The sequence below is a fragment of the Morganella sp. GD04133 genome (assembly GCF_029835375.1).
GTDB classification, from domain to species: Bacteria; Pseudomonadota; Gammaproteobacteria; order Enterobacterales; family Enterobacteriaceae; genus Morganella; species Morganella morganii_B.
In genome coordinates this window covers 77,444-103,058 of the sequence record NZ_JAODZS010000011.1, presented here as the reverse complement: position 1 = coordinate 103,058, position 25,615 = coordinate 77,444, and the positions used below count along the sequence as shown (strand labels likewise).

The 25,615-nt window shown below is 50.1% G+C and carries 25 protein-coding genes and 1 pseudogene; 13 read left to right on the top strand and 13 right to left on the bottom strand.

All coding sequences use genetic code 11. The annotated features are described in order from the left end of the window. Positions 1-3: 3 nt before the first annotated feature. Genes N7387_RS07150 through N7387_RS07140 form a run of 3 tightly spaced genes read left to right on the top strand, consistent with a single transcriptional unit; the run spans position 4 to position 2,638 of the window. Positions 4-915 carry an ABC transporter substrate-binding protein gene (locus N7387_RS07150; protein WP_279797988.1) on the top strand — a complete coding sequence of 304 codons (912 nt, stop codon included), beginning with the start codon at positions 4-6 and terminating at the stop codon, positions 913-915. Next, positions 912-1,895, top strand: a complete 984-nt coding sequence (locus tag N7387_RS07145; RefSeq protein ID WP_279797983.1) for an iron ABC transporter permease — start codon at positions 912-914, stop codon at positions 1,893-1,895. Before N7387_RS07150 ends, N7387_RS07145 begins: the two co-directional genes overlap by 4 nt. After that, entirely contained in the window at positions 1,892-2,638 is a 747-nt protein-coding gene (locus tag N7387_RS07140; protein WP_279797981.1) for an ABC transporter ATP-binding protein, read from the top strand. Before N7387_RS07145 ends, N7387_RS07140 begins: the two co-directional genes overlap by 4 nt. Positions 2,639-2,680: 42 nt before the next feature. Here the strand turns inward: N7387_RS07140 and N7387_RS07135 are convergent, their stop codons facing one another. From N7387_RS07135 to N7387_RS07110, 6 genes are all read right to left on the bottom strand, one after another. After that, a complete protein-coding gene (locus N7387_RS07135) occupies positions 2,681-3,781 on the bottom strand; it encodes an alkene reductase (RefSeq protein ID WP_279798013.1) in 1,101 nt (366 codons plus the stop codon). 76 nt (positions 3,782-3,857) lie between these two features. Further along, entirely contained in the window at positions 3,858-4,454 is a 597-nt protein-coding gene (locus tag N7387_RS07130; RefSeq protein ID WP_046892117.1) for a TetR/AcrR family transcriptional regulator, read from the bottom strand. A 37-nt stretch (positions 4,455-4,491) separates the two neighbouring features. After that, positions 4,492-5,844, bottom strand: a complete 1,353-nt coding sequence (gene yegD, locus N7387_RS07125) for a molecular chaperone (protein ID WP_279797980.1) — start codon at positions 5,842-5,844, stop codon at positions 4,492-4,494. Positions 5,845-5,976: 132 nt separating this feature from the next. After that, a complete protein-coding gene (locus N7387_RS07120) occupies positions 5,977-6,906 on the bottom strand; it encodes a Dyp-type peroxidase (protein ID WP_004237582.1) in 930 nt (309 codons plus the stop codon). A 152-nt stretch (positions 6,907-7,058) separates the two neighbouring features. Beyond that, positions 7,059-7,889, bottom strand: a complete 831-nt coding sequence (locus N7387_RS07115; protein ID WP_279797978.1) for an HAD family hydrolase — start codon at positions 7,887-7,889, stop codon at positions 7,059-7,061. Then, positions 7,886-9,283 carry an amidohydrolase gene (locus N7387_RS07110; protein WP_279797977.1) on the bottom strand — a complete coding sequence of 466 codons (1,398 nt, stop codon included), beginning with the start codon at positions 9,281-9,283 and terminating at the stop codon, positions 7,886-7,888. The genes N7387_RS07115 and N7387_RS07110 overlap by 4 nt, the downstream gene beginning before the upstream one ends. 140 nt (positions 9,284-9,423) lie before the next feature. On the opposite strand from N7387_RS07110, the gene N7387_RS07105 reads away from it, so the two are divergent. Then, the gene (locus N7387_RS07105; RefSeq protein ID WP_004237586.1) at positions 9,424-9,885 is read left to right on the top strand and encodes a DUF1456 family protein; all 462 of its coding nucleotides are present in this window, start codon (positions 9,424-9,426) and stop codon (positions 9,883-9,885) included. Positions 9,886-9,922: 37 nt separating this feature from the next. Here N7387_RS07105 and N7387_RS07100 read toward each other — a convergent pair whose 3' ends face one another. Continuing rightward, positions 9,923-10,528 (bottom strand): rhomboid family intramembrane serine protease, encoded by a 606-nt coding sequence (locus tag N7387_RS07100; protein WP_279797974.1) that lies wholly within the window; start codon positions 10,526-10,528, stop codon positions 9,923-9,925. Between the two features lie 162 nt (positions 10,529-10,690). On the opposite strand from N7387_RS07100, the gene N7387_RS07095 reads away from it, so the two are divergent. The 3 genes from N7387_RS07095 to N7387_RS07085 are packed head-to-tail and all read left to right on the top strand — an operon-like array spanning position 10,691 to position 15,097. Next, positions 10,691-12,832: a TonB-dependent siderophore receptor gene (locus N7387_RS07095; protein WP_279797973.1), complete on the top strand. Its 2,142-nt coding sequence runs from the start codon at positions 10,691-10,693 to the stop codon at positions 12,830-12,832. Positions 12,833-12,845: 13 nt separating this feature from the next. Beyond that, positions 12,846-13,994, top strand: coding sequence for an ABC transporter substrate-binding protein (locus tag N7387_RS07090; RefSeq protein WP_279797972.1), 1,149 nt, complete (start codon positions 12,846-12,848; stop codon positions 13,992-13,994). Positions 13,995-14,011: 17 nt separating this feature from the next. Further along, positions 14,012-15,097, top strand: a complete 1,086-nt coding sequence (locus N7387_RS07085) for a hypothetical protein (RefSeq protein WP_279797970.1) — start codon at positions 14,012-14,014, stop codon at positions 15,095-15,097. 194 nt (positions 15,098-15,291) lie between these two features. Here N7387_RS07085 and N7387_RS07080 read toward each other — a convergent pair whose 3' ends face one another. Continuing rightward, a complete protein-coding gene (locus N7387_RS07080; protein WP_279797969.1) occupies positions 15,292-16,245 on the bottom strand; it encodes a site-specific integrase in 954 nt (317 codons plus the stop codon). A gap of 853 nt (positions 16,246-17,098) precedes the next feature. On the opposite strand from N7387_RS07080, the gene N7387_RS07075 reads away from it, so the two are divergent. Further along, positions 17,099-17,242 (top strand): Hok/Gef family protein, encoded by a 144-nt coding sequence (locus N7387_RS07075; RefSeq protein ID WP_279797968.1) that lies wholly within the window; start codon positions 17,099-17,101, stop codon positions 17,240-17,242. A 174-nt stretch (positions 17,243-17,416) separates the two neighbouring features. On the opposite strand, the gene N7387_RS07070 is transcribed toward N7387_RS07075, so the two are convergent. Beyond that, positions 17,417-18,061 carry a LysE family transporter gene (locus N7387_RS07070; protein WP_279797967.1) on the bottom strand — a complete coding sequence of 215 codons (645 nt, stop codon included), beginning with the start codon at positions 18,059-18,061 and terminating at the stop codon, positions 17,417-17,419. Between the two features lie 325 nt (positions 18,062-18,386). On the opposite strand from N7387_RS07070, the pseudogene N7387_RS07065 reads away from it, so the two are divergent. From N7387_RS07065 to N7387_RS07055, 3 genes and pseudogenes are all read left to right on the top strand, one after another. Then, positions 18,387-18,554 (top strand): annotated as a pseudogene (locus N7387_RS07065) (efflux RND transporter permease subunit); the annotation flags it as partial. A 42-nt stretch (positions 18,555-18,596) separates the two neighbouring features. Next, positions 18,597-19,010 (top strand): hypothetical protein, encoded by a 414-nt coding sequence (locus N7387_RS07060; RefSeq protein WP_279797966.1) that lies wholly within the window; start codon positions 18,597-18,599, stop codon positions 19,008-19,010. A 197-nt stretch (positions 19,011-19,207) separates the two neighbouring features. Further along, on the top strand, positions 19,208-19,507 hold the full coding sequence (locus N7387_RS07055; protein ID WP_279797965.1) for a helix-turn-helix transcriptional regulator: 300 nt from the start codon (positions 19,208-19,210) through the stop codon (positions 19,505-19,507). Between the two features lie 119 nt (positions 19,508-19,626). On the opposite strand, the gene N7387_RS07050 is transcribed toward N7387_RS07055, so the two are convergent. From N7387_RS07050 to N7387_RS07035, 4 genes are all read right to left on the bottom strand, one after another. Next, positions 19,627-20,115 (bottom strand): RidA family protein, encoded by a 489-nt coding sequence (locus N7387_RS07050; RefSeq protein ID WP_274369479.1) that lies wholly within the window; start codon positions 20,113-20,115, stop codon positions 19,627-19,629. 40 nt (positions 20,116-20,155) lie between these two features. Next, entirely contained in the window at positions 20,156-21,580 is a 1,425-nt protein-coding gene (locus N7387_RS07045) for an FAD-binding oxidoreductase (protein WP_279797964.1), read from the bottom strand. A gap of 364 nt (positions 21,581-21,944) precedes the next feature. Beyond that, the gene (locus tag N7387_RS07040) at positions 21,945-22,409 is read right to left on the bottom strand and encodes a YaiI/YqxD family protein (protein ID WP_262859150.1); all 465 of its coding nucleotides are present in this window, start codon (positions 22,407-22,409) and stop codon (positions 21,945-21,947) included. A gap of 48 nt (positions 22,410-22,457) precedes the next feature. Then, a complete protein-coding gene (locus N7387_RS07035; RefSeq protein WP_279797963.1) occupies positions 22,458-23,201 on the bottom strand; it encodes a DUF4184 family protein in 744 nt (247 codons plus the stop codon). A gap of 117 nt (positions 23,202-23,318) precedes the next feature. On the opposite strand from N7387_RS07035, the gene N7387_RS07030 reads away from it, so the two are divergent. Next, complete coding sequence (locus N7387_RS07030) at positions 23,319-23,771, top strand: hypothetical protein (RefSeq protein ID WP_262859148.1); 453 nt, start codon at positions 23,319-23,321, stop codon at positions 23,769-23,771. A gap of 118 nt (positions 23,772-23,889) precedes the next feature. Continuing rightward, positions 23,890-25,497 (top strand): ABC-F family ATPase, encoded by a 1,608-nt coding sequence (locus N7387_RS07025; protein WP_279797961.1) that lies wholly within the window; start codon positions 23,890-23,892, stop codon positions 25,495-25,497. Positions 25,498-25,615 lie beyond the last annotated feature (118 nt).

Here is a 25,615-nt window from a genome sequence, read left to right as displayed (position 1 = left end):
ATAATGAAAGTCCTGATTATAATTATCACTCTGAGCATGGCCCTGTGCCATGCTCTGCCTGCTTTCAGTATGATGGCGCAATTATCTGCGCCGGTCACACTGAACGAAAAACCGCAGTGCATTGTGACTATCTTTTCATCAAATACCGAAATTGTGGCGATCCTCGGACTGGCTGACAATATCGCCGGTATTGATGCCTACACCTATTTCCCGGATGAAATCAAAAATAAACCGTTAATCGGCGGCCGCCTCGGGTTTTCCCTTGAGCGGATCATTGAGCAGAAACCGGATCTGGTGATTATGATCCCTGCCCGCCAGGCCACGCATCAGTTATTAACACCGCTGCGCAAATTCGGCATTCCTGTACTGGTGCTGGAGGGTAACAGTATTGAGGAAATTATCCGTAATATCCGTCTGGTGGCGCAGGTCACCAAAACAACGGAAAAAGGCGAACAGGTGGCGGCGGAAATGGAACAGCGGCTGCATACTGTTCAGCAAAAACCCGCCGGTTACCGCGCACCAAGGGTCATTATGATCACCGGTCAGGTCAGTAACGGGTTATTACTGGTTGCCAGGCCGCAGGCGTATAAAAAAACACCGGGATATACCGCCGATTCCATTTTAAAGGCGGGAGGAACACTGGCGCTGGAGGAATATAAGCAGGCCGGACCGGCGCTGAAACAGGTATCCCCGGAAGCGATTATCGCCGCCGACCCGGATATTATTTTGTACACCATTTCCGGAGACAAAATCCGGGATTTACTGATACTTCCCGGCTGGTCACAAATGAAAGCGGTAAAAAACAACGATATTTATCCGGTCAAAAGTGCGTATGTGCTTATTCCCGGCCCGCGGATTATTGACGGCATTGAATATATGTCTGACATATTTGAAAAATGGAGTCTGAAACAGTGAAAATTGTCAGCCTGTTATTCATCCTTTTCGCTGCATTTATTTTTTCAGCCTGTGCGGGTCACACTTGGGAAAGTCCGCTGAAAGTGCTCAGCGCCTTGTTTTACAGTGATGATCTGATATCCCGCTTATTAACTGAATGGCGTTTACCGCGTGTGATTACCGCCGGGTTTACCGGCGCATTACTGGGATTAAGCGGTGCCATTTTTCAGGGGGTATTCCGTAATCCGCTGGCAGAACCCTGGTTATTAGGATCTTCCGGCGGTGCGGCGATCGGCGGAACAGTGGCATTATTAGTCCCGCTCGGATTACCGCTGGCGGTATCACTGCCGTTATTTGCGTTCAGCGGCGCACTGGCGGCGATATTTATTGTGTTATCCGTCTCGCGGATTGCCGGGTCACTGGATACCGCCACACTGTTATTAACCGGGGTGGCGGTCAGTGCGGTATTAAATGCCGCCCGTTCGTTTATGATGATGGCATTATCCGATGAAAGTACCAGTCTTCAGGTGGTATTAAGCTGGATTCTGGGCGGAATACAAACCCCGTCCGGAGAAGGTCTGCTCATCAGCCTGATATTAACCCTGGCCGCCATTTTATTATCCGTTTATCTGTTATCTGACGGGCTGGATTTAATGGGACTGGACAGAACAATGGCAATGAGTTTCGGCTTATCGGTTGAACGGTTTACCGTGCTGGCCTTAATTGCCGGATCTGCCATTGTCGCAATTGCCGTTTCACTCGGCGGCGTTGTCGGGTTTATCGGATTGATTGCCCCGCATATTGCCCGCTGGCAGGTTGGTGCCCGTCATAAATATGTTCTGCCCGCCTCCGCTGTTATTGGTGCTGCACTGGTGATGTTCTCCGATGCATTATCGCGCAGCCTGCTGCCGCCGGGGGAAATACCGCTCGGGCTGATCACCGCCTTTATCGGCGGCCCTTTCTTTATTTATCTGCTGGCGAAACGGGTGAGAAAATCATGATCACAGTGAATAACCTGAACGTCCGTAAACAGGATAAAACAATACTGACGGTTGATTCCCTGCATTTACCCGCCAGAGGCAGCATTGCCCTTATCGGCCCGAACGGCTCCGGTAAATCCACGCTGATAAAAGCCTTATCCGGGCTTGACCGGGAGGTATTCAGTGCCGTTACTCTGGACGGAAAAAATGTCAGCCGTTATAAAGGCGCGGCGCGGATGCAGAAAATCGGTCTTATTCCACAGAGTTTTAATCCCTGCTGGGATCAGCGCACAGAGGAATTAATTTCGCTGGCCGCAGAACGGGCAGCTGACCCGAAAGCCGCAAAAGCATCTGCCTGCCGGAAATATGAATTACAGCCGTTACTGGATAAACACTGGCATATATTATCGGGCGGGGAAAAAAGCCGTGTTCTTACCGCAATGGCGCTGATGTGTGATCCGCCGGTGATATTTGCCGATGAACCGAGTGCAGCACTGGATATAAAACACCGGATGCAGCTGATTGAGGATTTAACGGCACAGGGAAAAGAAAAACTGGTGGTAGTGTGTCTGCACGAACTGGATATGGTATTCCGCTATTTTGAATCGGTTATTGTGTTATCACAGGGGAAATTACGTTATTTCGGCTCATCCGCGGCACTGCTGGGATCCTCTTTATTAAATGCGGTTTTTGATGTGGAATTCCGCAAAATAGAGATGGATGGCTACAGCACAGTGTATGCACATACGATTATCCGTCCGTAAAAATAACCCGGCGGCTGTTTTCTGCCGCCGGATTAATGTCTGTTATGCCATAAACGGATAATCGGTATACCCTTCGGCACCACCGCCGTAGAAGGATTCCGGACGCTGCGGGTTCAGCGGCGCTTTTTTCGCCAGACGTGCCGCCAGATCCGGGTTGGCGATATAATCACGGCCAAATGCCACCGCATCAATCAGCCCTTTTTCAATCAGATCTTCGGCTTTTTCCGGGGTATACGCACCGGCACCGATAATCACACCACGGAACAGAGAACGCACCTTACGACGGAAATCGTCGCTGTACGGCTGACCGCCTGCCCAATCCGGCTCAGACATATGCAGATAGGCGATATTACGTTTATTCAGTTCTTCAATCAGATACAGCGCATCCGCCTCTTCATCCGGGCCGTTGCTCATATTCTGGAATGAACCGATTGGTGATACACGGATCCCGATGCGTTCCGGTCCCCACTCCGCACAGACGGCATCCACAACTTCCAGTACCAGACGAGCACGGTTTTCGCGGCTGCCGCCGTACTGATCGGTGCGGTGGTTGGCATCCGGCGATAAGAACTGATGCAGCAGATAACCGTGAGCGGAATGCAGCTCTGCCATATCAAACCCTGCCTCACGCGCATTGGCGACCGCCTGACGGAAATCATTTACAATGCCCGGGATTTCACTGGTTTCCAGCGCACGCGGCATGGAAGTATCAACGCGGATAGCGTGACCATTCTCATCACGCAGTGACGTGCGGGTTCCGGCACTGATCGCAGACGGTGCCACCGGTGCCTGTTGCCCCGGCTGAATGCTGTTATGGGAAATCCGCCCTGTATGCCACAACTGGACAGCAATGTGTCCGCCTGCGTCATGCACACCGGCTGTGATTTTTTTCCAGGCCGCAATCTGTTCCGGACTGTGCAGCCCCGGCGCACCGGCATAGCCTTTGGCCTGTGCCGAAATTTGAGTGGCTTCCGAGATGATCAGCCCGGCCCCGGCGCGCTGACGGTAATATTCTCCCATCAGCGGGGTCGGGATATCGCCGGGTTCGATACTGCGCAGCCGGGTCAACGGTGCCATAAAGACACGGTTCAGTGCGGTAAAGGCACCCACTTTCAGCGGGGTAAACAGTTTTTTCTGTGACAATGGTTGTTGTGACATAGCAACTCCGGATTAGACCAGTCGACTAGTTTTCAGGTAAATAAAAACGCCTGCGGGAAAATTACTCAGGCGCGGTAATCAGTGTTTCAACATGGGCCAGCGCACTTTCCAGCGGCGCGGTACTGCGGGAAATTTTTGCCTGCAGATTTGCCCCCAGCCATAACGAATAAAGTACCTGTGCGGTGTGCTGTGCATCCCTCTCAAACGTCAGTGATTTCTCTTTCTTTCCGTTTTCCAGACTCTGCGCCAGCAGCGCGATCACTTTACTGACGCCTTTATCCATTGCAGCATTCATATCTTCCGATAAATCACACACTTCAGCAGATAATTTAACCGTCAGACAGCCCTGAATATGGCTGTGCTGACAGGCATTTTTCAGAATATCACCATAATACGCGAGAAACCGATCGCGGTAATTCCCTGCTCCGTGCTCAAAATGCCCGGTCAGGCGCTCCAGGTAATCTTCATAATAGCGTTCCAGCATGACAACGCCGAATAACTCCTTGGAGCGGAAGTAATGATAAAACGATCCCTTTGGCACCCCGGCTGTTTTCAGCAGTTCGCTGAGCCCCATGCCGGTAAAGCCGTGCTGAAGACACAGGCGTTCGCCGGTGGCCAGAAGATGTTCGCGGGTATCGTGTTCAGTATGTTTGTTCATGGCGATACTCTAATAGACCGACCGGTCTGTTGCAAGTTTATTTAAAACAAATTTCGCCCCAGCGCGCCAGACCGGCAGTTACTGAGCCGAAATCGTTTCCTCTGACCACCGGTATTCCCGGCAGCTGAGCTTCAATGGCACGGCATAATACCGGTGAACGCCCTGAGCCGCCGGTGATGAAGATAGCATCCGGTGTTGTGCCGCCCTGCTGCACTGCATCATTCACCAAGGAAATCATTTTATCTTTCGGGGAGGAAATCGATTCTTCCATCTCCGCCGCGCTGATCTCCGTTTCCAGCGTTTCGCTGAGCAGGCGGATTGCCGCACGATACGCCGGTGAGGCGGAAAGTGCGATTTTTGCCTCTTCCGCCCGGCGGACAATGCTGTAACCCAGGCTTTGGTTATATACGTCCAGCAAACGCTGTAGTTTTGCCGGTTCTGCCGCATCCCGTTTCAGCTGCTGTAACAGTGTGAGATTCTGACGCGAATAGAACTCTTTTTGTGCTTCGACATTATTAATGGCGATCGGGTTCCAGAATTGCATCAGCGGCATTTCGATGCCGGAAGCCGCGCGGCTGTTCATTCCGAACAGCGGCATCAGCTGTTTAAAAGCCAGATAGATATCAAGGTCGTTTCCGCCGACCCGCTGTCCGCTGTGCGCCAGCAGACTGTCAGTGCGATCTGCCTGTCCCCGGTAACCCGGTCCCATGCGGATAAGTGAACAGTCGGTGGTACCGCCGCCGATATCGACCACCAGCACCGTCTGATCATTATTCAGCACGGATTCATATTCCAGCCCGGCAGCCACCGGTTCAAACTGAAAGGTCACGTTCTGAAAACCGGCCCGTTTTGCGGCGCGCAGAAGAATGGCTTCCGCCTGCTTATTCGCGTTTTCACCGCCCAAACCGTGGAAGTTGACCGGTCTGCCGATCACGGTTTCGGTGATCATTTCCTGTGTGGAAACTTCAGCCTGAGATTTGATATTCGCCATCATGGCGCAGACCAGATCCTCAAAGAAGCTGATTTGCACATCGTGCAGCCCGGATGCACCGAGAAAGGATTTCGGGGATTTGACGTAATAGACATCACGCGGATCACTGAGATACAGTTCCAGCGCCGACTGACCGAACAGAATATCTTCCGGCACCAGTTCAATCCCTTCCTCACGGTTAAAGGCAACAGAACGGCGTAATAGTTGTTCGCCGGTATTATCTGACGGCGCAATATTACGGTGACGGAACAGGTGTTCAGATACGGATTCGCGTGTCGGTGCACACAAGGTGGACGGAATATAGACATTATCCCCCTCCAGCGGTAATAACACCGGAGTGCCCTTTTTCATTACTGCCACTGAGCAGTTGGATGTTCCGTAATCAAAACCAATAAACATAATGCCTCCGCTGTTTGCCATGCCGGAAAAAAGCCGGAAACTTTACCGCAGACAACGGGGAAATACCAATAAAAAACGCGGAAACAACAGGCGGGAAAGCAGATCCGGGCGTTATCTCCCGGATCCGGTCAGTTATTCAACATCATCCAGCATGGCCGGGGACGGAATAAAGAACAGAGTACCGGTCACGGCGGTACTGAATTTCAGTAATTCATCGGTGGCACCGGTTTCTTTCCCCGCGAACATATTTTCCAGCATTCTGCGGGTGGTGGAGAAATAACGGGCGTAGCCGATAAAATAGGTACCGTGCTCATTTTTGGCCGGATTGGAGAACGGCATATTGGCGCGGACAATTTTCAGGTCATTACCCTCTTCGTCCTGAATATTGGTCACCACATTGTGGGATCCCGGGATTTTCTGCTCATCGGTCAGTTCGACATCATTGAATTTATGACGGCCGATGACTTTTTCCTGATCTTCGGTGCTCAGGCTCTGCCAGGCATCCATATCGTGAATGTATTTCTGCACAAAGGCATAGCTGCCGCCGGCAAATCCCGGATCTTCGTCGCCGATAACCGCATACTCTTTGCGCTCATCCTCAAATTCCGGATTTTCTGTTCCATCGACAAAGCCGATAATCGCGCGTCCGTCCATATAACGGAAGCCGTGAACTTCATCCTCACAGGTCACTGCACCGCTCAGAGCACGGCTGATGATGGAACCCAGCTCGTAACAGGCGGACACATTCAGGGCGCGGATATGAAAGAAGATATCACCGGGGGTGGATACGGCGGTAAAACGTGGCCCTTTAATTGCTTCAAAGGTATTCAGTTCACGGGGTTTACCCGCATCCGGAAACAGTTTTTGCCACGCATCCGCCCCGAAGCCCATCACACAACTGACCTCCAGTTTCGGAAAGCGGTTACGGATGCTGCGCAGAATACCGGACAGGTTATTACACAGCGTAACAACCGTCTCCCGCGTTTGCGGGGTATCTGTCAGATTAAAAACGAGGAAATAGGAATTCTCACCGGGCGTGTCAGTCACATTTTGGTATTTCATACTTTCTCCATGCATTTCTTATTCTGAATAGTTTCTGTCGTTATGGTACACCAATTGACTGGTTGCGGACGGTGACCGGGCAAAAATATTCTGAACGGACATGTAACACCCGCATTATATGTGACAGTGTCATTAGTGCGGGTTTGCAGATCTCAGCGCTTACGGCTGAACAACTGTAACAGCCCTTTCACGGTCACATCCAGCTGGCTGCCTTCTTCGTAGTTTGCGGGTACTACATAATTTGCCCGCTCTTCCGCAATCAGCTTGCCGACCTTGTTCTGAGTTTCCGGGTTGCCCCATTTCTTCTGATCAAATACCGCCAGCGAGAAACCGCCCTGATAGCGCACCATTTTCATGGCCGGGATATCGGTATCACCATCCCCGAAATAGATCATATGGCGGAACTGCACTGCACGCTCTTCCTGCTCGATAAACTGATTCACCGCAACGTTATCCCAGGAGTTATGTATTCCTTTGTTTATCCGGAATAAAAACTGGGTTTTGGTGGTGTAATTGATGGCCTGTGCCGGCCATAACGCTGTTTTTCCGTCAGCGGAATAGTGATATTTACAGGCAAAAATATCGCGGAATTCATGGCCGATAGCGGTGCCGCGGATCATGCCGTCCAGCCCGCTGGATAAAATGTAGTGTTCCGGGTCAAGTCCCTGTTCATGCGCCCAGGCATTGATACGGTTAAACCATTCGGTGACGCCGGGAAACAGCGGAATGGTTTTTCCGTGTTTCTTCAGATTCTCAACACTCAATTCAGATGACTGCCGGATATTGGCTTTCGCAGCCAGTAACCCCATATAGGACAGAATTTCGTCACCGTCATCGGCTTTGGCAAACCGCTTCACTTCCCGCCAGAATGCCTGAGTATCAGTGATCCCCAGTGCAGGCATCAGTCCGTGCTCCGGACAATCACCTTCTGCCAGTGTGCCGTCAAAGTCATAAATCAGCGCACATTTAAGTTTTTTTGTCATTTCACCTCTTCCCCTGAAGCGCGCACAGTTTCACGGACTTTCTCCGCAAAACGCTGTGCATCCTGAATAATTTCATTTTCATTGACGGTCAGTAACTGCCGGTCTTCCATCAGGATCACACCGTCCACAATGGTATGACGGACATTGGCACCGTTTGCACCATAAACCAGGGCGGCATACGGACTGTACACCGGTACCATATTCGGCGCTTTGGTATCCACCACAATGATATCTGCCCGTTTTCCGGTTTCCAGCGAGCCGATTTTATCTTCCATATGCAGCGCACGGGCCGATCCCATGGTCGCCATTTCAACCACGGTCAGCGGCGGCATGGCTGCCCGGTTTTTGGTTTCCAGTTTATGGATTTTACCGACCAGATTGAGTTCATTCATGGTGGTCAGTGTATTGGAGGACATCGGGCCATCGGTACCGAGCCCGGTGCGGATCCCTTTTTCCAGCATTTGCGTGACCGGTGCCACGCCTTTGGCGGATTTGGTGTTGGCACTGATATTGTGTGCCACCCCGACATCATATTTCTTCAGCAGATTCAGGTCATTATCATCGGCCATAATCACATGTGCCGCCAACAGGCGGTTATTCAGCACGCCGATATCCGCCATATACTGCACCGGGCTTTTCCCGCCGGTGCGTTTGGCGATCTCGTCTTTTTCGCGGTCAGTTTCTGCCAGATGGATCATCACCGGCACATTCAGTTCTTCAGACAATGCCGCGATTTTCTGTAAGTTTTCAGTGGTATTGGTATACGGGCCATGCGGGGCAAATGCCGGTGTGATGCGCGGATGATCTTTGTATTCATTGATAAAGCGCACCGCATACGCGATCCCTTCTTCCGGGGTCTGTGCATCCGCAACCGGGAAATTAATAATGGTTTCCCCCAGCACGGCGCGTAAACCCGCCTTATCCACGGTCTTCGCAACTTCATCTTCGAAATAATACATATCGGCATAGGTAGTCACACCGCCTTTAATCATTTCGATATTGGCCAGATTGGCGCCGGTGCGCACCATATCGCGGGAAACCAGTTTATTTTCCAGCGGGAAAATATAGCGGTGCAGGCGATCCGGCACATCATCCCCGAGAGAGCGGAAAACCGTCATCGAGCCATGAGTGTGGGTGTTTATCAGCCCCGGCATCACAATATCACCGTTTACATCCAGCACTTTTTTTGCCTGATATTTCGCTGTCAGCTCAGGGCCGCCGACGGCGACAATTTTGCCGTCACTGACCACCACGGTACCGTGCTCAAACACCGTATTGTCCGGGTTCATGGTCAGCACAGTGCCGTCTGTTATCATCAGATCTGCCGGGTCGGCAGCATAAGCGGAGCAGGCAGCGGCAAGCAGTGTGGTGGCAAATGCGCGGGACAATGACATAGTAACCTCATGACTGAACGGAAAAACCTACTATATCACCGCCATTAATCCACTTCCAACCAGCGGATTTCATTGAAATGCGGACGGATAATCACTAGTATTGCAGGGTTTATAACTCCCTCCATGGATAACCCCTGTTTATGCTGAATAACTATGTTCTGCGCAGTGTCCGCTACATGCTGGATCTGAGTGACGCAAAAATGGCCGAAATCACCGGACTTGCCGGATTAACTGTCACCAAAGCGCAGATGAGCGACTGGCTGAAAAAAGAAGACGAAGCGGATTATCAGCTTTGTGATGATAATGTGACCGGTCATTTTCTCAACGGACTGATTATTTTCCGCCGCGGCAAAGATGAGAGCCGTCCGGTACCGGCGGTGGATGCCCGTCTGACCAACAATATTATCCTGAAAAAATTGCGCGTTGCGTTTGAACTGAAGGATACAGATATGGCTGATATTTTTCAGCGTGCCGACTTCCGGGTGTCAAAACCGGAAATCAGCGCCCTGTTCCGCAATCCGGATCATAAAAATTACCGCGACTGCGGTGATCAGCTGCTGCGTTATTTCCTGAAAGGTCTGACATCCCGCATCCGGGGCTGACAGATAATGATGCCGGGTGATAACACCCGGCAGAGTGTTATGCCGGTTTGTTGTTCTGTTTCCGTTTGCGGTATTGCAGCCAGCCAAATAAAACCCCTGCCACTGCGCCGCTCAGATGGGACTCAACAGAGACGAATTGCTGTCCCGGAAACAGTCCGCTGATCATGCCGCCGTAATAAATCAGCACCAGAATGCCGATAATAATATCCAGTGGTTTACGGCGAAAAATTCCCTGATAAATCAGTAATGCCCACAAGCCGAAGATCCAGCCGCTCGCCCCGACATGCACCGCCGTCCGCCCGAATAGCCAGACCAGCAACCCGCCGACAATAATAATAAACAGGGATGCCTTAATATAATGTTTCACCGACGGGATCATCAGTAGCACACTGAGAATTAACAGCGGCGGCAGATTACTGAATAAATGCCCCCAACTGCTGTGAATAAAAGGTGCAAGGAAAATACCGAACAGTCCGTTAACCGTACGCGGCTCAATGCCCAATGCGGTTAATCTCCCGCCGGTCAGTGTGGTCAGTAACTGTACTGCCATTAAAAACAGCACAAAATACAGCCCGTTTCTCAGATAGATTTTTATACCGCCCTGTGCGGGCAGTTCTGTGTTATTCAGTGTATTTTTTGTCATTTCCCGATCCGTTGGGTGATGGAGCCCGCCCCACTATAGCGAAATTCTGTGTCCCTTCAATCCTGATTTTTCAAATGCAAATGAAAATAATTACCATCATTATTGACTGTCGGTCAGTCAACGTATATGCTGCCGCTGTTCTGATCAACTGAGACAATCCTCATGCACCGATTACTACGCTCTTACCCTGTCGTTATGACATCTGTTTTTTCTGCCTCTTTGCTGTCTGCCCCGCTTGCTTCAGCGGAACAGGAGGATGTGGTGTATGTCACCGCTGCGGATGATGTTCATTATGAACCGCGCGGCTATGGTGCCCTGCGCCAGTCCTCGGCAACAAAAGGCACTGCCTCGCTGGTGGAAACGCCGCAATTTGTCTCAGTGATCCGCCGTGATCAGCTCGATACCCTGCCAGGTGAATCGCTCAGCAAAGCACTGCGCTACAGTGCCGGGGTAACCAGTGAAAAATACGGTGCCTTCGGCAACGGTATTGATTTTTCCAAAATGCGCGGGTTTGATGCGGATTATTATCTCGACGGCCTGCGGGTCGCGGGTAACAGCGGGATCTGGGGCGCACAGGTTGATTCCTGGGTGCTGGATAGCGTAGAGGTGGTTCACGGCCCGTCGTCTGCCCTGTATGGTCAGGGTGGTGCCGGTGGTGTGATCAACATGCAGTCGCGGCTGCCCCGGGCGGAAGAATCCCATCAGATTCAGTTTCAGAGCGGGAATTATGATAACAATGCACTGCGTTTTGACAGCACCGGCGCACTGAATGAGGATGAAACCTGGCTTTACCGGATGACCGGCTCGGCGGCATCATCCGGTTCACAGATTGAAAATACTAAACAGTCCCGTTACCTGATAGCACCGTCCGTCACCTGGCAGCCTCTGAATAACCTGAGCTGGACAGGGGCCGGTGTCTATCAGCATGATCCTTATGTCGGTTACTACAACACCCTTCCCGCCGCTGCCCTCGGCCTGTTGCCGTCGCCTTATGGCTCTCCGGACAGGCACCGCAACTACAGTAATCCGGATCATGAAAAATCGGCCCGGACACAGCAATCTGTCACTTCACTGATCAGCTGGCAGGTATCGGATTCACTGACACTGAAGCAGAACCTCCGCTATGCGGATGTGAAAACCCATATCCGCCGTGATTTTACGCGCGGATTTGTGCAGGACGGACGTTTGCTGACCGCGGTATATCAGGATTCCCCGTCCCGGGCCAGAACCCTGGCGGCGGATAATCAGCTGATTTACAAAACCCTCACCGGCCCGGTATCCCATGAAATTCTGACCGGTTTCGATCTTCAGACCGGCAAGCTGGATAAGGACTGGTCAGGCTCACAAACGGTAACATTTGATCCGTACGGTTCTCACTACCGCCCGCAGTTTACGCCGCACATGACCTCATCCACCTCCACCGGACAGACTTACCGGCGCTATGGTGTTTATGTACAGGATCATCTGCGCTGGCAGCAATGGAGCCTGATTTTAAGCGGTCGTTATGATGATTCTTCACTGAAAACCACTAACAACTTCAGCGGAACAACAGAGAAAAATGATACTTCGGCTTATAGTCACCGTGCCGGGCTGACCTACACGTTCGGCAACGGTTTTTCTCCCTGGATAAGTCTCTCCGACAGCTTTGATCCGGTATTGGGAACAGACGCAGACGGCAAGGCATTTGTGCCGACAGAATCTGACCAGAAAGAAGCCGGGGTAAAATACCTGAGTGATAACGGCGATATTATGGCAAGCCTCGCGGTGTATGAGCTGACACAGAAAAATGTCACCACCCATAACCCGAAAAACCCGGATTACTATAACCAGACCGGCAAAGTCCGCTCCCGCGGGCTGGAGTTTGAGAGTCACATGTCCGTGACACCGTCACTTAATGTTATGCTGGGTTATGCTTTTACCGATAATGTGATCACCGAATCGGATGACAAATCCGTACTGAATAAACGCCCAGTTCAGGTGCCGCGTCACAGCGGCTCACTCTGGGCGGATTACCGCTTTCACGGACGTTATCTTGACGGCGCGCTGATCGGTGCCGGTGTCCGCTATCTCGGTGCGACGCAGGGGGATAACACCAACAGCTTTACTGTGCCTGCTGTCTGGCTGGGGGATCTCAGCCTGCGTTATCAGATGGACGCGCTGACACCGGAACTGAGTGGGATGGAGCTGGGTGTCACCATCAGCAATATCGCCAATACGTCTTATGTGGCGGGCTGTACCAGTTCCACTTATTGCAGTATCGGCAATGACCGCACCGTTGTCGCCACCCTCAATTATTTCTTCTGAGAGCGGTGACACTATGGATCATCTGAAACGAAATCTGCTGAAACACAGCCTGCTGTTTTCCGCACTGGCTGCACTGCCGGGCGGACTATCCGCCGCACCGGAACAGCCGTTCATTACCGATATACGCGGACGACAGATTAACTGCCGGATCACACCACAGCGGATCTATGTGGCAGATGCCTCCCTGATGTTTCTGTACGCCTCACTGACCGGAAAACAGCTGACAGAAAAACTGACGGCGATCCCGGCAGCATTCCGCCATGCGGACGGACTGAGCTATCAGCAATACTGCCGGGCGTTTCCGGCACTGACTGCCCTGCCTCACCTTGCACCACTGACCGGAGCACAGGCAAACACAGAAACCATTGTTGATCTGCACCCTGATATTATTTTTGTCACCACCGGTACATTTTCCGCCATGGAAACCGGCGGGATCAGCGCATTACTGGAACGCGCCGGGATACAGATTGTTGTACTGGATATGAGTATCAGTCCGCTGAAAAACACGCCGCGCAGTATCGCCATTATGGGTACTGTTCTTGGTGTGCCGGACAGATCCGCTGAGATGATCGCCTTTATTCACTCACATCTTGCTCTCGTGACATCGCGGCTGGCTGCCGCACCTTACCGCCCGGTACCGGTTCTGCTGGAACGCGCCGCCGGATTCAGTGCGGAGTGCTGTTATGCCTACGGTAACGGCAATTTCGCGGAATTTCTGACCTGTGCGGGCGGTAAGAATATTGGTGCGGATTATATTGACGGCACCTACGGGACGCTGAATCAGGAAACCATCATCCATACCCGGCCGGAGAAAGTGATTGTCACCGGCGGGCAATGGCAGAGCTATAACCCCGGCGGTGACTGGGTGGGGCTCGGCCCGGGGGCTGATCTTGCAGTGGCGGAAAAACAGCTGGCTGTTCTGATGAAACGCCCCGCCTTTAAAACCCTCGCCGCCGTACAACAACGGGCGTGTTATGCCATCTGGCACGCTTTCTATGACAGCCCTTTCGGCTTTATCGCAGTCCTGAAATTCGCCGCCTGGCTGCATCCGGCACTGTTTGCGGATATTGATGCTGACGCGGTATTCCGTAAATTTTATCAGCAGTTTCTGCCGGTGCCGTGGCAGCCGGGTTACTGGGTATCACTGCGCCCGGAATCATAACGATAAGGATAATATTGATGACAACAATTTTTTCACCCGATGCACTGCGGGTCAAAACAGAGAAAGAGAGTCAGGGACGGCGGACCGTGATTTATTCCGCCAAAGGTCAGCCGAATTTTATGTATCAGATTTGTCGTGATGATCTTCCTGCTCTGCATCCGGCATTTCGTGTGAACGGACGGATAATTGATGCCTTTTTCTATGCCTGCTACCCGGGCAGCCTGCATGACGACGAGCTTATCAGTCAGCCGGGAAAAGCACCGGCCTGTCACCTGGATCTGGCGACATTCCGGCAACTGGCGCAGCAGACCGGAACGGGATTTCATCTCAGCAGTAATGCGGAATGGGCGGCACTGATGCATTGTATTGATCAGCAGAATGTTATTCCGGACGGTAATACCGATTATGGCCGCAGCCTGCGTCATCCGGAGCAAAGCGCGGTACGGATTGACGGCAAACCCGCCGGTGACCTCTGCGGGGAAGCCAACACACTGACCGGTTCACCCCATCCGGACTGGTATCATAATCAGCAATTGACCGGGATCAGCGACCTGTGCGGAAATCTGTGGGAATGGCAGACCGGCGTCCGGCTGATAGCAGGTGAGATTCAGCTTATCCGTGATAATGATATCAGTGAATTGCCGGCAGATGCGCCGCTGTTATGGCAGGCAGTCAATATGCAGAGCGGGAAATATTGTGAGCCCGGCAGCCCCAGGACGGCAAAATATGATTCGCCGTCTGCCTGTCTGACCGGCAACGGCGGCACACCAGTGCTGTCAGAAAATATGACACATTATAACGGCTCCCCGGCTGACAACAGCTATCCGCCGGGACTGCTCGACGGCCCGTTCTTCAGCATGAAAACAGCCGGTAATCTGCCGGTACCGCATCTGTTACAACTGAACGGACTCGCGCCGTACGGAGAAAAACCGCAGACTGACCAGATTTACCTGCGTAATTACGGGGAGCGGGCACTGATGCGTGGCGGTGCCTGGTATTCGCAGGAATTTGCCGGGGTCAGTGCTTTTTGTCTGAGCCACACCGCACTGCACCGCAGTGCCACTGTCGGCGCGCGCACAGCGTGGATAGCGCCGCGCGGCTGATTAAAACCAGGCTCCGGCAGCCAGTAACGCGCCTGAAATAAAGCGGCAAAATGAGCTGATGTACCAGAAGCAGTCATTGTTTCCTTTAACGCGGTTTTTCATCAGCGGATATATGGATTATTTGCTCTTTGTATTTTTCTAAAACGTTTAATATCACATGTTGTACAACTCGAGTTGCCATAGAGAATCATCGTTCAGTATTGAAGATTACGTGCAGCAGCTTCTAAGCGTGTTACACCTCGTTTATCATATCGCTGTGTAGTAGCAACACTACTGTGCCCCATAGCTTCCCTGACAGTTAACAGGTCCTCGCCGAGCTCTAATAGTTTCGTTCCATAGGTTCGGCGGCAGTCGTGGGGTGTAAATGACGCTGAATTTGAATCTTTTACCAATTTTTCAATAATATAGCGCAAACCATCAGTGGTTATTCTATCGCATGTCACATCTTCATTTTTACGTATACGGGTGAAAACTGCACCAGCATGATCACCTCTGACGGTTTCTATCCATAAGCGGGTACGCCGCAGAGTGTCATTTGGCATAAAATTGGTTCTTTCTTTATTCCCCTTCCCCATGATTTTCACGGCATAATTATCGAAATTAATATCTTCAATATCTAATAAAGTCACTTCTGCACGCCGTAAACCACAGCCCAGCATTATCGAAACTATCGCCGCATCACGTATAGAGGCTGCGGTGTTTAGGCTATCAAGGTACTGATAAATAGCAATTATTTCGCTACGATTCAGTGAGCGCCCCCGACCAACCCGATTGCCCCGAATACGCCGTATGCTTCTAATATCCTGATAGGTATCACTGTCTATGACTCGTGATGCTCTGGCTTCTTCAGCCACCCCTTTAATCGCACTCAGGATCAGGTTGATACTATTAGGAGTCTTTTTCTCCAGTATTAACTTCTGAAGCACCAACTGGACTGAATCCCGATCCATGACAGACCAATCAAAAGTAAACGGGTCCACAGCACGAAACATTTTCACCACCGAGCTCAGGCATGAACGCATTGTTTTTTGGCTTTGTTTGGATCGCAATCTTAACAAGTAGCTCGTGGCTGGATTACTGGTATTTTTCGTGATGTTATTGACATCGGGAACACTTATTACGGTGTCACGCGAAACTAACTCCCCCATCAGAGCCTCCATTACGGCAAAAATTCTAAAAAAATTTAAGGTCGATTCTGGTGCCTCGGACTGTATACATTCCCACAAACCGGAAAAGATTTTAAGTTACTACATTAAATGTATATTTAACCGAGTAAAGGGTAGCACAGGTATTTATCATCAGAAAACACTTGTGCGCGTATTTATACTCATGATAGATCCGGCTTTTTTGTTGCAAAATTATTTCAGCTTGATACGCGGTAAAAGTAGGAATGATTTATACATTTTGGAAATACGTTGTTCTTGTAAAGCTATTAGCCTGCATAACTAAGTCTGATTTTAAATAGATAATAACCATTACGAAATAGTGAACGATATATTTAACAAACCCAATGAGTAAATTAATTTTTTAAAATTATTTATTAAAGTGACTTTAGTTAAGTTATAAAATAATCTTTTAATTATCGCTTTTTATTCCACAAGAAAATAACCAAGGCGGAAAATGAAAATAGCAACTAGTAATCAGTTAGTTACGGAGTAATTGATTGCTTTATTGATTATTTTTTAATAATGTTTGTGATGTGTATTTAGATAATCTTTATGGATTTGTTCGTAATTTGCATTGAACATTTTACATTGTGATGTTTTTATCTCAGAAAAAGTTAGCAACAGAGTTAAGATATGATGTTTCCATTATGAATTAACAGTATGTATCTTAATAATAAGCTGCTAGTATTGGCTCGGGTGCTTGAATCATTTCGGTTCAGGCATAGCCTTGAACCAGAAAGACGAAAGCCCCGAATTGCGATGTTAATCTCAATCCGAGGCAGTCTACTAACCATCAATTAGATGATGTCTCCTTTTACCCAAGGAGTCAAGAGGAATGAGCAAATTTGCCCTTATGGGGCTGATTGCTGTGTGTATCACAGTTCTGTGCTTTTCGTTGTTAATGCGTGATCGTTTATGTTCACTAAATTTTAGCAATGGGGGTACAGTAGTTCAGGCTACACTATCGTGTGATAGATAGTGTGGCTTTGTGGAGGGTAACCCCCACATTTTCTCTTTTTGACGGGCCAGGTGATGCAAGCACCCTTTTCTATTACCGTTCAGCTAATAGGATATGTCAAAACACACATATGAGGATGTAAGTACACCATAAAGGGTGAATCAGGGTCATCTTTTATAATCGCCAATACAGATATCAATTTTGTTGGAACAACTCCGCAGCCCCCTGATAGATCAGACGGGCCGCGAGTGCGCCGAGTAACACGCCCACCACTTTACCGACCACACGATGAATGCGGGAATAGGTGCGGCGCACGGAGATCAGGGAAAATGTGCGGCAGAGAATAATACGCCAGATAAGTGATACCGTGATAATACCAAACCACAGGGTGATTTTTGCCCACAACGGCGTTTGCGGTGTCAGTGTGACCGAGAAAATACTGATAAAAAAAAGGATGGTCTGCGGATTAGAGAGATCAGAAATCAGCCCGCGCCGGAAATAACGCAGCGCATGCTGTGCCGGTAATGTACTGTCGGTATTGAGATTCAGCTGCGTCCGGTTACGGAAAACCGTTACCGCATACCACAACAGATAAGCGCCGCCCGCTGCTTTAATCAGCGAAAAAAAAGCCCCGAACTCATGCATCAGCGTGACCAGCCCGAATAATCCCAGCCCCGAGTAAATCGCATTACCCAGCACCACGCCGTAACCGCAGGTCAACCCGGCTTTTTGTCCGGAACTCAATGTGGTCTGCACCACAATAAACAGATTTGCTCCGGGATTGAAAAAGGTCAGGACAAACAGAAAAAGCGTGACGGCAATGCTGTGCAGCGGATCCATAACGGGTTTCTCCCCTGTAAAACGTAATTCAGCTTAACGAAAAATCGCGGCTTAACGCGTGTTTACGGAAAACCAGACTATTTAGCTTATTTTAGCGGGCAATGCTTCCGGACGGAAATTGTACCATGATGAAAAACCGCGTTTTGATAGTGGCCACACTCTTTTTATCTTCTGTATCACCTGCCAGCCGGGCGGATGATGAGCGGGTCAGTGTAACGCATCCGCAAACAGTCCGATCTGCACCGGTCATTACTCTGCCGGAATATCAAAATCTTCCTGTGACAGCGTCACAACCGGAGTGCGGTGATATGGAGGGTTCCGCGCTCCGATGGCGGTCGCGGTTATCGGCGGGCTGATAAGATCCACGGTTCTCAGCCTGTTTTTTGTACCGGTGATGTACACCTTTATCGATGAACTGAAAAAAGCATTGTTATCGCGTCTGGCAAAACTGACCTCCGTCACCAAAGCCGACCCGGATGTGAAGGAATGGTAAACCTGTGTTACGATCAGCCGGTTATTCAGGGAGAGAAATATCATGATGACACACCGGCTGTTCTCTGTTTTTGCACTGTTTTTATTGCTGCCCGCCTCCGCCGGTTATGCGGAGAAAACACAAGATAATCTGTATGCGTCATGCCGCCAGCTTAATGAAGGCGAAGTTTATGACGGTCTGAATACATACCGCTGTTTCTTTATTAAACAAAATATCCGCGGAGTCTATTCCCGTTACCGGAACGATTTTTATCAGCCTGAAGATCTGAAAAAATCCCTGCCCGGGAAAGACATGACCTACCAGACGGCGGACGCAGAGATCCGTTACCACTGGCTGTCACCGGACAAACTGGAAATGATTGTCACTCACCGCGTTGCCATTGAAGAATACCGGTATCTTTTCACTGAAAAGCAAGACGGCACAGTGCTGGACATTGAGGCGGAGACAGGGTATTGAATTAACCATTATAAGTCATATAGTTACTGTCCTCATTTTTATCTTTCATGCGGGCTTATTCAGAAATGTTGTATCAAAATACAGCATTGACATATAAGCCCGGGCTTATTAACTTATATAAGTCATAACTTATGGATGGTGAGTTGTGTGGACAGTCTTATTTTCCTCATATCTTGCAACAGCAAAGGAATAAACCGATGAAAACATTACAGGAAGTAATAGCCGCTCAACCACCGGAGAGCCGTGAGCGGATAAAACGACTGACTGATGAGCTGGTTCTTGAAACCGGGCTGCAACTTCTCAGAGAAGAACTTCATATCTCTCAGAAAATGCTGGCAACTACTCTTGGTATATCACAACCTGCTGTCACTCAGATTGAGCAGCGCGGTAATGACGTCAAACTGGCAACTCTGAAACGCTATATTGAGGCCATGGGCGGAACACTCCGTCTGACGATTGAACTGCCAACCGGTGATAACCGGATTTTTCGTGTCTGACTTCCGGCTCTCTGACATAAAAAACCATCATCCGAAGGCCTGTTATATATCTTTATTCCTCAATAAAAAACGGGTTTGCTCCTTCCGGAGGCAAACCCGCTGTTAACACACGGATACGATTACGGACGGACAGCGGTCACTTCGATCTCTACACGCCATGCCGGGTTTGCTAATTTTGAAACCTGAACAGTGGTACGCGCCGGTAATTTATTACCGGAATCTTTATCATTGTAGTATTTGGAATAACCGGCCATAAAGCCAGCGAAATCCATCGTACCGTTAGTCTCTTCACCACCGACCAGGAAGACCTGCATTTTCACCACGTCTTTCATTTCCAGGCCCAGCTCAGCCAGGTGAGCTTTGATCTGTTCCATGATATTGATGGTCTGTGCTTCAGTATTACCGTATGACGCCAGAACACCTTCCGGCGCGTCTTTGGACATTTTGGTCGGTACTTTGCCGCTGAGGAAAATAATATCTTTGCTGCTGCTGATTTCCACAGATTCAGAGATAGGCATACCGTTCAGTTTATGATGAACAACACCTTCTGACGCATGAGCCACGCCCCAGACCAGCGGAAGAGCTAACAGTAAACTTTTATAACGCATATTAAGCCTCTTAATAGTATCAACGTAAGTAATCAGAAAATTAACTAAAACGTGAAAGACTAAACGGAGCCGGGTCAATAACCGGTTTTTTACCAGTCACGATGTCCGCGGTGATCTCACCGGATGCCGGACCTTCTGTCATACCCCAGACAGTCGCGGTGTTGATCACCAGACCCGGATACTCTTTCACTTCAGAAATAATCGGCAGTTCGTCGTAGGTTGGTGCGACGACCGCGCCCCAGCGTTCAACGACTTTCGATTGTTCAAATACCGGGAATTCCGCTTTCATGCGGGCAAATACCGCATCCAGGTGTTCGGTATTCTGTGTGGCGGTCGCGATGCGGTAAGTCTCGAACGGCGTGACTTCATCCAGGTTCCAGGATGTCGCCATTTTGAAGGAGTTAAACAGATCTTCACCGATAGAGAATTCCAGCGGCAGTTCACCACCGCCCAGCAGATGCAGGAATTTCGGCCCCAGCAGGAAGCTGTCTTTCACCACGGAACTGGTGAAGATACGTGGTGCCACGGCATAAGTGCCGTCCGCCTGTTTGCGGAAGTGAATGCCGCTCGGCAGATGCACGTTACCGCGCGGTGCCCCCGGAACGCCGGAAACACGCTGTTGTGACAGATAAACGTTGAGCGTCGGGATATCAATGCCCAGATTACCCATAAACAAACGTGACCAGATACCGCCGGTCAGTACCACATGAGCGGTTTTGATAGCGCCCTTCTCGGTGACCACATCAGAGACTTTACCGCCGGCGGTTTCAATACCGCGTACCGCGCAGTTGGTGTAAATTTTCACGCCCAGGGATTTGGCATACTGCGCCAGCACCGGTACACCTGTTTCCGGGTCAACACTGCCTGAATCTTCTTCAAAACCGGCAATCGGCCAGTCAGTTTTGGCATCAACCAGGCGTTTTTTCAGTTCGTCACCCTGAATAAAGCGAGTATTGAGCGGCGCTTCAAAATCTGCCGCCCACTCTTTGGCATTTTCAACCCAGGCCTGTGAGTTTGCGAGATCTTCCGCGCCTGACGGTACCTCAACACGGCCCTGAGTGCGGTAGCTGGTATCTGCCCCGATTTTCTCGTTCATACCGCGCCATAACATTTTACCGTAATGGTGCAGCGGGAAGATTTCTTTGGATGTTTTGTAGCTGATGATCTGACTGTAAGCCCGTCCTGCCTGCTCACCTGCGATTTCCCCTTTTTCCAGGACGGTGACGCTCATGCCTCTTTCCGCCAGGTTAATCGCTGTCATGATCCCCATCATACCGCCGCCGATAATCACGGCATCGGACTCTTTCGGTAATGCACCTTCGGTGCCGTCAACATGTTTTGCGCGTGAAGTCGATTCAACAAATTTGCCGTCGCGGCGAACCATAGGCACTAATACTGAAGCACCACCCGCCAGAACGCCGGCAGCACCAACCCCTAAAATTAACTTTCTGCGTGAGATTTTCATCTAAAGCCTCATCATTATCTGTAATATTTGTGTGGCATTTTTTTAATTAAATAGCACGCTAATTATAACAATTATCATTATAATGTTAATGAATATAGTGTTATGTTAATAATAACGGGACTTAAGATAAGCTTTATCAGGAATACCCGATACAAAGTGTCGGATTTAACGAGGTGATGTGCAGAATGCAGACCGGATATTCTGTAGTGTAACCAGCTGTAAATATTGTAAACCATCGTTATTATAGTGAATAAGGCTGTAATCCGGGGTTGATTAAGAAACTGTTACAATGAGGGGTAAATAAAACGCCGGATGCCACAGCAGCAACCCGCGCTTTATGAAGATATTAATAACAGAGAGGCGTTCAGGCGGATGGTGTGCGTTTTTTGCGCTGTAAAAACCATTTATCCAGTTCATTGGCAAACAGCTGGCGATCCCGCTGATTCAGCGCCGCCGGACCGCCGGTCTGAATACCGGAAGCCCGCATAGTATCCATAAAATCACGCATGGTCAGGCGTTCACGAATCGTCGCCGGGGTGTAACGTTCGCCGCGCGGGTTCAGTGCCACCGCGCCCTTCTCCAGCACTTCGGCAGCCAGCGGAATATCAGCGGTGACAACAAGGTCATCTTTCTGTACACGACGGACAATTTCATTATCGGCGACATCAAACCCGGCAGAGACCTGCAATGTTTTTAAAAACGGTGACGGCGGAACCACCAGCCGCTGATTAGCCACAAAGGTAACGTCTGTTTTTTCCCGATCTGCTGCCCGGTAAAGGATCTCTTTGATAACTTTCGGACAGGCGTCCGCATCCACCCAAATCGCCACGGTTTATTTTCCTCAGTGCTGCAAAATTGAATCCGCGATCATAACGTATTAATGCTTTCTGATAACCTGAAAAAGTGCCGCCAAAACAACAAAAGCGGCAAAAAAGGAGACAGAAAGCGACAATTCATAAAAGACAAAACGATTTATATGAACACCGGCGGTTGTCTGTGCCAGACGACAGGCCAGCGGTGCAGTACACAACGCCGCCAGAACAGCCAGCGCAATCAGACGGATAAGCCGGATAAGATTCCCGCGTTTTTCTGCCTCCGGCAGTGCCCGCTGATACTGTGCGAATTTCAGGCAGAGATAACCGCTGCCCAACAGCGATCCCAGATGCTGCAACACTTTATAGACCGCAATCTCCTGCCCGTCCGTCATACCGTGCAACAACGGTACCTGCAAAACGGACAGCGCCCGCACCATCGTGCCGGTTTCATGGGTAAATGCATCCCAGATAATATGTGTCGCCGCACCAATAAACAGAGACAACACAATAATGGTATTTTTCCGCAGGGAACGGGTCAGCGGGTCTGTCACCGGAAACGGCAACACGGTTTTCAGCGGCGCGGATAAACAGTGAAAAATGAACAAAACTGCCAGACAGACCGGTAATCCGGTATAAAACCAGCCGGTAAAATGATGCGCCTTATCTGCTGCGCGGTACATCCCGAAAGAATACAGCAAATCCGGTGATACACTGCCCGTAATCAATGCGGGCAGATTCAGCCACCGCCCGAAACGGGAGTGTTTCAGCGGAAAAACAACCGCCGGATGTGCAAAAGTCCATGGCATATCTGCTTATCCTGTTCCGGAAAACCGGAAATAAATTCATTTTTATGGTAATAAATAGCCGGTCATAAACAGTAATGACACACCGGACTCCGGACAATAACCTGTAAAGGCAGAAAAATGAAAAAGTATCTTATCGGGATGGTCGTCACCGGGCTGCTGTCAGCCCCGGCACTGGCTCAGGAGTTTACCTGCCAGCTGGAAAATAATAAATACGTCAGTGTGGTGGTGGAAAAAGGCAAAACACCGGTGTACCGCTACGGGACGCTGGCAAAACCGGAGATCACTCTGCCGGTGAAAGGTAATGCGAAAAATGGTGTTTATGTCGGACAAACCATGTTTATCGGCGGTGGTTCGGCGTATATCCGCTTTGAAAATGGTCCGTTTAACTATGTGGTATACAGCGGAATGGGCCGCGGTTGGGAATTTACCGGTCTGGCAGTCTACAAAGGCGATAAAGTCATCAATAAAAAGGTCTGTAAAACCGATTTGGGGATCTATGATGTTCTGAATTACGGCCTGCCGGAAGATGAATCCGGTGAAATCTATGCTATGGATCCGAACTCACAATAATATGTGCTGCGGTGGCCTGCCGGGTCACCGCCCTTTTTTTATACATCTGTGCCTCGCCGCTCATCTGTGGCATAATGCCCGCCGTTTATTTTTCTCCTTTAACTTATGAGTATTCGTCTTGTTAATCAGCAACAATATTACGATGCAGTTCGGCGCCAAGCCGCTGTTTGAAAATATCTCTGTCAAATTCGGCGGCGGTAACCGCTATGGCCTGATCGGCGCAAACGGCAGCGGTAAATCCACCTTTATGAAAATTCTCGGCGGTGATCTGGCACCGAGCAGCGGCAACGTGTTTCTCGACCCGAACGAACGTTTGGGTAAACTGAAACAGGATCAGTTCGCCTATGAAGAATTTTCTGTTCTCGACACCGTCATTATGGGTCACACCGAACTGTGGGAAGTCAAACAGGAGCGTGACCGCATCTACAACCTGCCGGAAATGAGCGAAGAAGACGGCATGCGCGTGGCGGATCTCGAAGTGCAGTTTGCTGAAATGGACGGCTACACCGTGGAATCCCGCGCCGGTGAATTACTGCTGGGTGTGGGGATCCCGCTGGAACAGCATAACGGCCCGATGAGTGAAGTGGCTCCCGGCTGGAAACTGCGTGTGCTGCTGGCGCAGGCCCTGTTTGCGGATCCGGATATTCTGCTGCTTGACGAACCGACCAACAACCTGGATATCGACACCATCCGCTGGCTGGAGCAGACGCTGAATGCGCGCAACAGCACCATGATCATCATTTCCCATGACCGTCACTTCCTGAATATGGTGTGTACGCACATGGCTGATCTGGACTACGGCAGTCTGAATGTGCATCCGGGCAACTACGATGAATATATGTTTGCCGCTACCCAGGCGCGTGAACGTCTGTTAGCGGATAACGCGAAGAAGAAAGCACAAATCAGTGAATTGCAGTCATTTGTCAGCCGTTTCAGCGCAAATGCCTCCAAATCCCGCCAGGCGACTTCCCGCGCCAAACAGATTGAAAAAATTCAGCTGACCGAGATTAAAGCCTCCAGCCGTCAGAACCCGTTTATCCGCTTTGAGCAGGATAAAAAATTATTCCGCAATGCGCTGGAAATGGAAAACCTGTCCAAAGGTTACGACGGTAACGCCCCGCTGTTCAAAAACGTCAATATGATGATGGAAGTGGGCGAAAAAGTGGCGGTACTGGGTATGAACGGTGTGGGTAAATCCACCTTCCTGAAAACCCTGGTCGGCGAACTGACACCGGATACCGGCCGTTATAAATGGTCTGAAAACGCCAATATCGGTTATTACGCGCAGGATCACGCCACCGATTTTGACGTTGATATGACCGTTTTTGACTGGATGAGTCTGTGGATGCAGCCGGGTGATGATGAGCAGTCTGTCCGCAGTGTGCTGGGCCGCCTGCTGTTCTCCCAGGATGACATTAAAAAATCCGTACAGGTGTTATCCGGGGGGGAAAAAGGCCGGATGTTATTTGGTAAGTTAATGATGACCAAACCCAACATTCTGATTATGGATGAGCCGACCAACCACCTCGACATGGAATCCATTGAATCCCTGAATATGGCACTGGAGTTATATCAGGGAACGTTAGTCTTTGTTTCCCATGACCGTGAGTTCGTCAGCTCCCTGGCGACCCGCATCATCGAAATCACACCGGAGAAAGTCACTGACTTTACCGGCAGTTACGATGAATACCTGCGCAGCCGTGGTATTGAATCAGAAAACAACTGATCCCCGTTCTGCCAATAAGAAAAGCCCCGTTTCAGAGCCATGAAACGGGGCTTTTTGTTTTCGTCAGACCCGGCGGGGGCGGTTGCCGGCATATCTGACATTTTTCAGAAACCAGTTC

Coding starts and splice junctions, on each gene's coding strand:
- N7387_RS07080 (WP_279797969.1), bottom strand. CDS start 16,245: ATGGGGGAGTTAGTTTCGCGTGACACCGTAATAAGTGTTCCCGATGTC.
- yegD (WP_279797980.1), bottom strand. CDS start 5,844: ATGTTTATTGGTTTTGATTACGGAACATCCAACTGCTCAGTGGCAGTA.
- N7387_RS07105 (WP_004237586.1), top strand. CDS start 9,424: ATGCTGAATAACTATGTTCTGCGCAGTGTCCGCTACATGCTGGATCTG.
- N7387_RS07075 (WP_279797968.1), top strand. CDS start 17,099: ATGAGCAAATTTGCCCTTATGGGGCTGATTGCTGTGTGTATCACAGTT.
- N7387_RS07110 (WP_279797977.1), bottom strand. CDS start 9,283: ATGTCATTGTCCCGCGCATTTGCCACCACACTGCTTGCCGCTGCCTGC.
- N7387_RS07070 (WP_279797967.1), bottom strand. CDS start 18,061: ATGGATCCGCTGCACAGCATTGCCGTCACGCTTTTTCTGTTTGTCCTG.
- N7387_RS07100 (WP_279797974.1), bottom strand. CDS start 10,528: ATGACAAAAAATACACTGAATAACACAGAACTGCCCGCACAGGGCGGT.
- N7387_RS07150 (WP_279797988.1), top strand. CDS start 4: ATGAAAGTCCTGATTATAATTATCACTCTGAGCATGGCCCTGTGCCAT.
- N7387_RS07130 (WP_046892117.1), bottom strand. CDS start 4,454: ATGAACAAACATACTGAACACGATACCCGCGAACATCTTCTGGCCACC.
- N7387_RS07035 (WP_279797963.1), bottom strand. CDS start 23,201: ATGCCATGGACTTTTGCACATCCGGCGGTTGTTTTTCCGCTGAAACAC.
- N7387_RS07060 (WP_279797966.1), top strand. CDS start 18,597: ATGATGACACACCGGCTGTTCTCTGTTTTTGCACTGTTTTTATTGCTG.
- N7387_RS07085 (WP_279797970.1), top strand. CDS start 14,012: ATGACAACAATTTTTTCACCCGATGCACTGCGGGTCAAAACAGAGAAA.
- N7387_RS07030 (WP_262859148.1), top strand. CDS start 23,319: ATGAAAAAGTATCTTATCGGGATGGTCGTCACCGGGCTGCTGTCAGCC.
- N7387_RS07090 (WP_279797972.1), top strand. CDS start 12,846: ATGGATCATCTGAAACGAAATCTGCTGAAACACAGCCTGCTGTTTTCC.
- N7387_RS07045 (WP_279797964.1), bottom strand. CDS start 21,580: ATGAAAATCTCACGCAGAAAGTTAATTTTAGGGGTTGGTGCTGCCGGC.
- N7387_RS07120 (WP_004237582.1), bottom strand. CDS start 6,906: ATGAAATACCAAAATGTGACTGACACGCCCGGTGAGAATTCCTATTTC.
- N7387_RS07140 (WP_279797981.1), top strand. CDS start 1,892: ATGATCACAGTGAATAACCTGAACGTCCGTAAACAGGATAAAACAATA.
- N7387_RS07055 (WP_279797965.1), top strand. CDS start 19,208: ATGAAAACATTACAGGAAGTAATAGCCGCTCAACCACCGGAGAGCCGT.
- N7387_RS07050 (WP_274369479.1), bottom strand. CDS start 20,115: ATGCGTTATAAAAGTTTACTGTTAGCTCTTCCGCTGGTCTGGGGCGTG.
- N7387_RS07115 (WP_279797978.1), bottom strand. CDS start 7,889: ATGACAAAAAAACTTAAATGTGCGCTGATTTATGACTTTGACGGCACA.
- N7387_RS07095 (WP_279797973.1), top strand. CDS start 10,691: ATGCACCGATTACTACGCTCTTACCCTGTCGTTATGACATCTGTTTTT.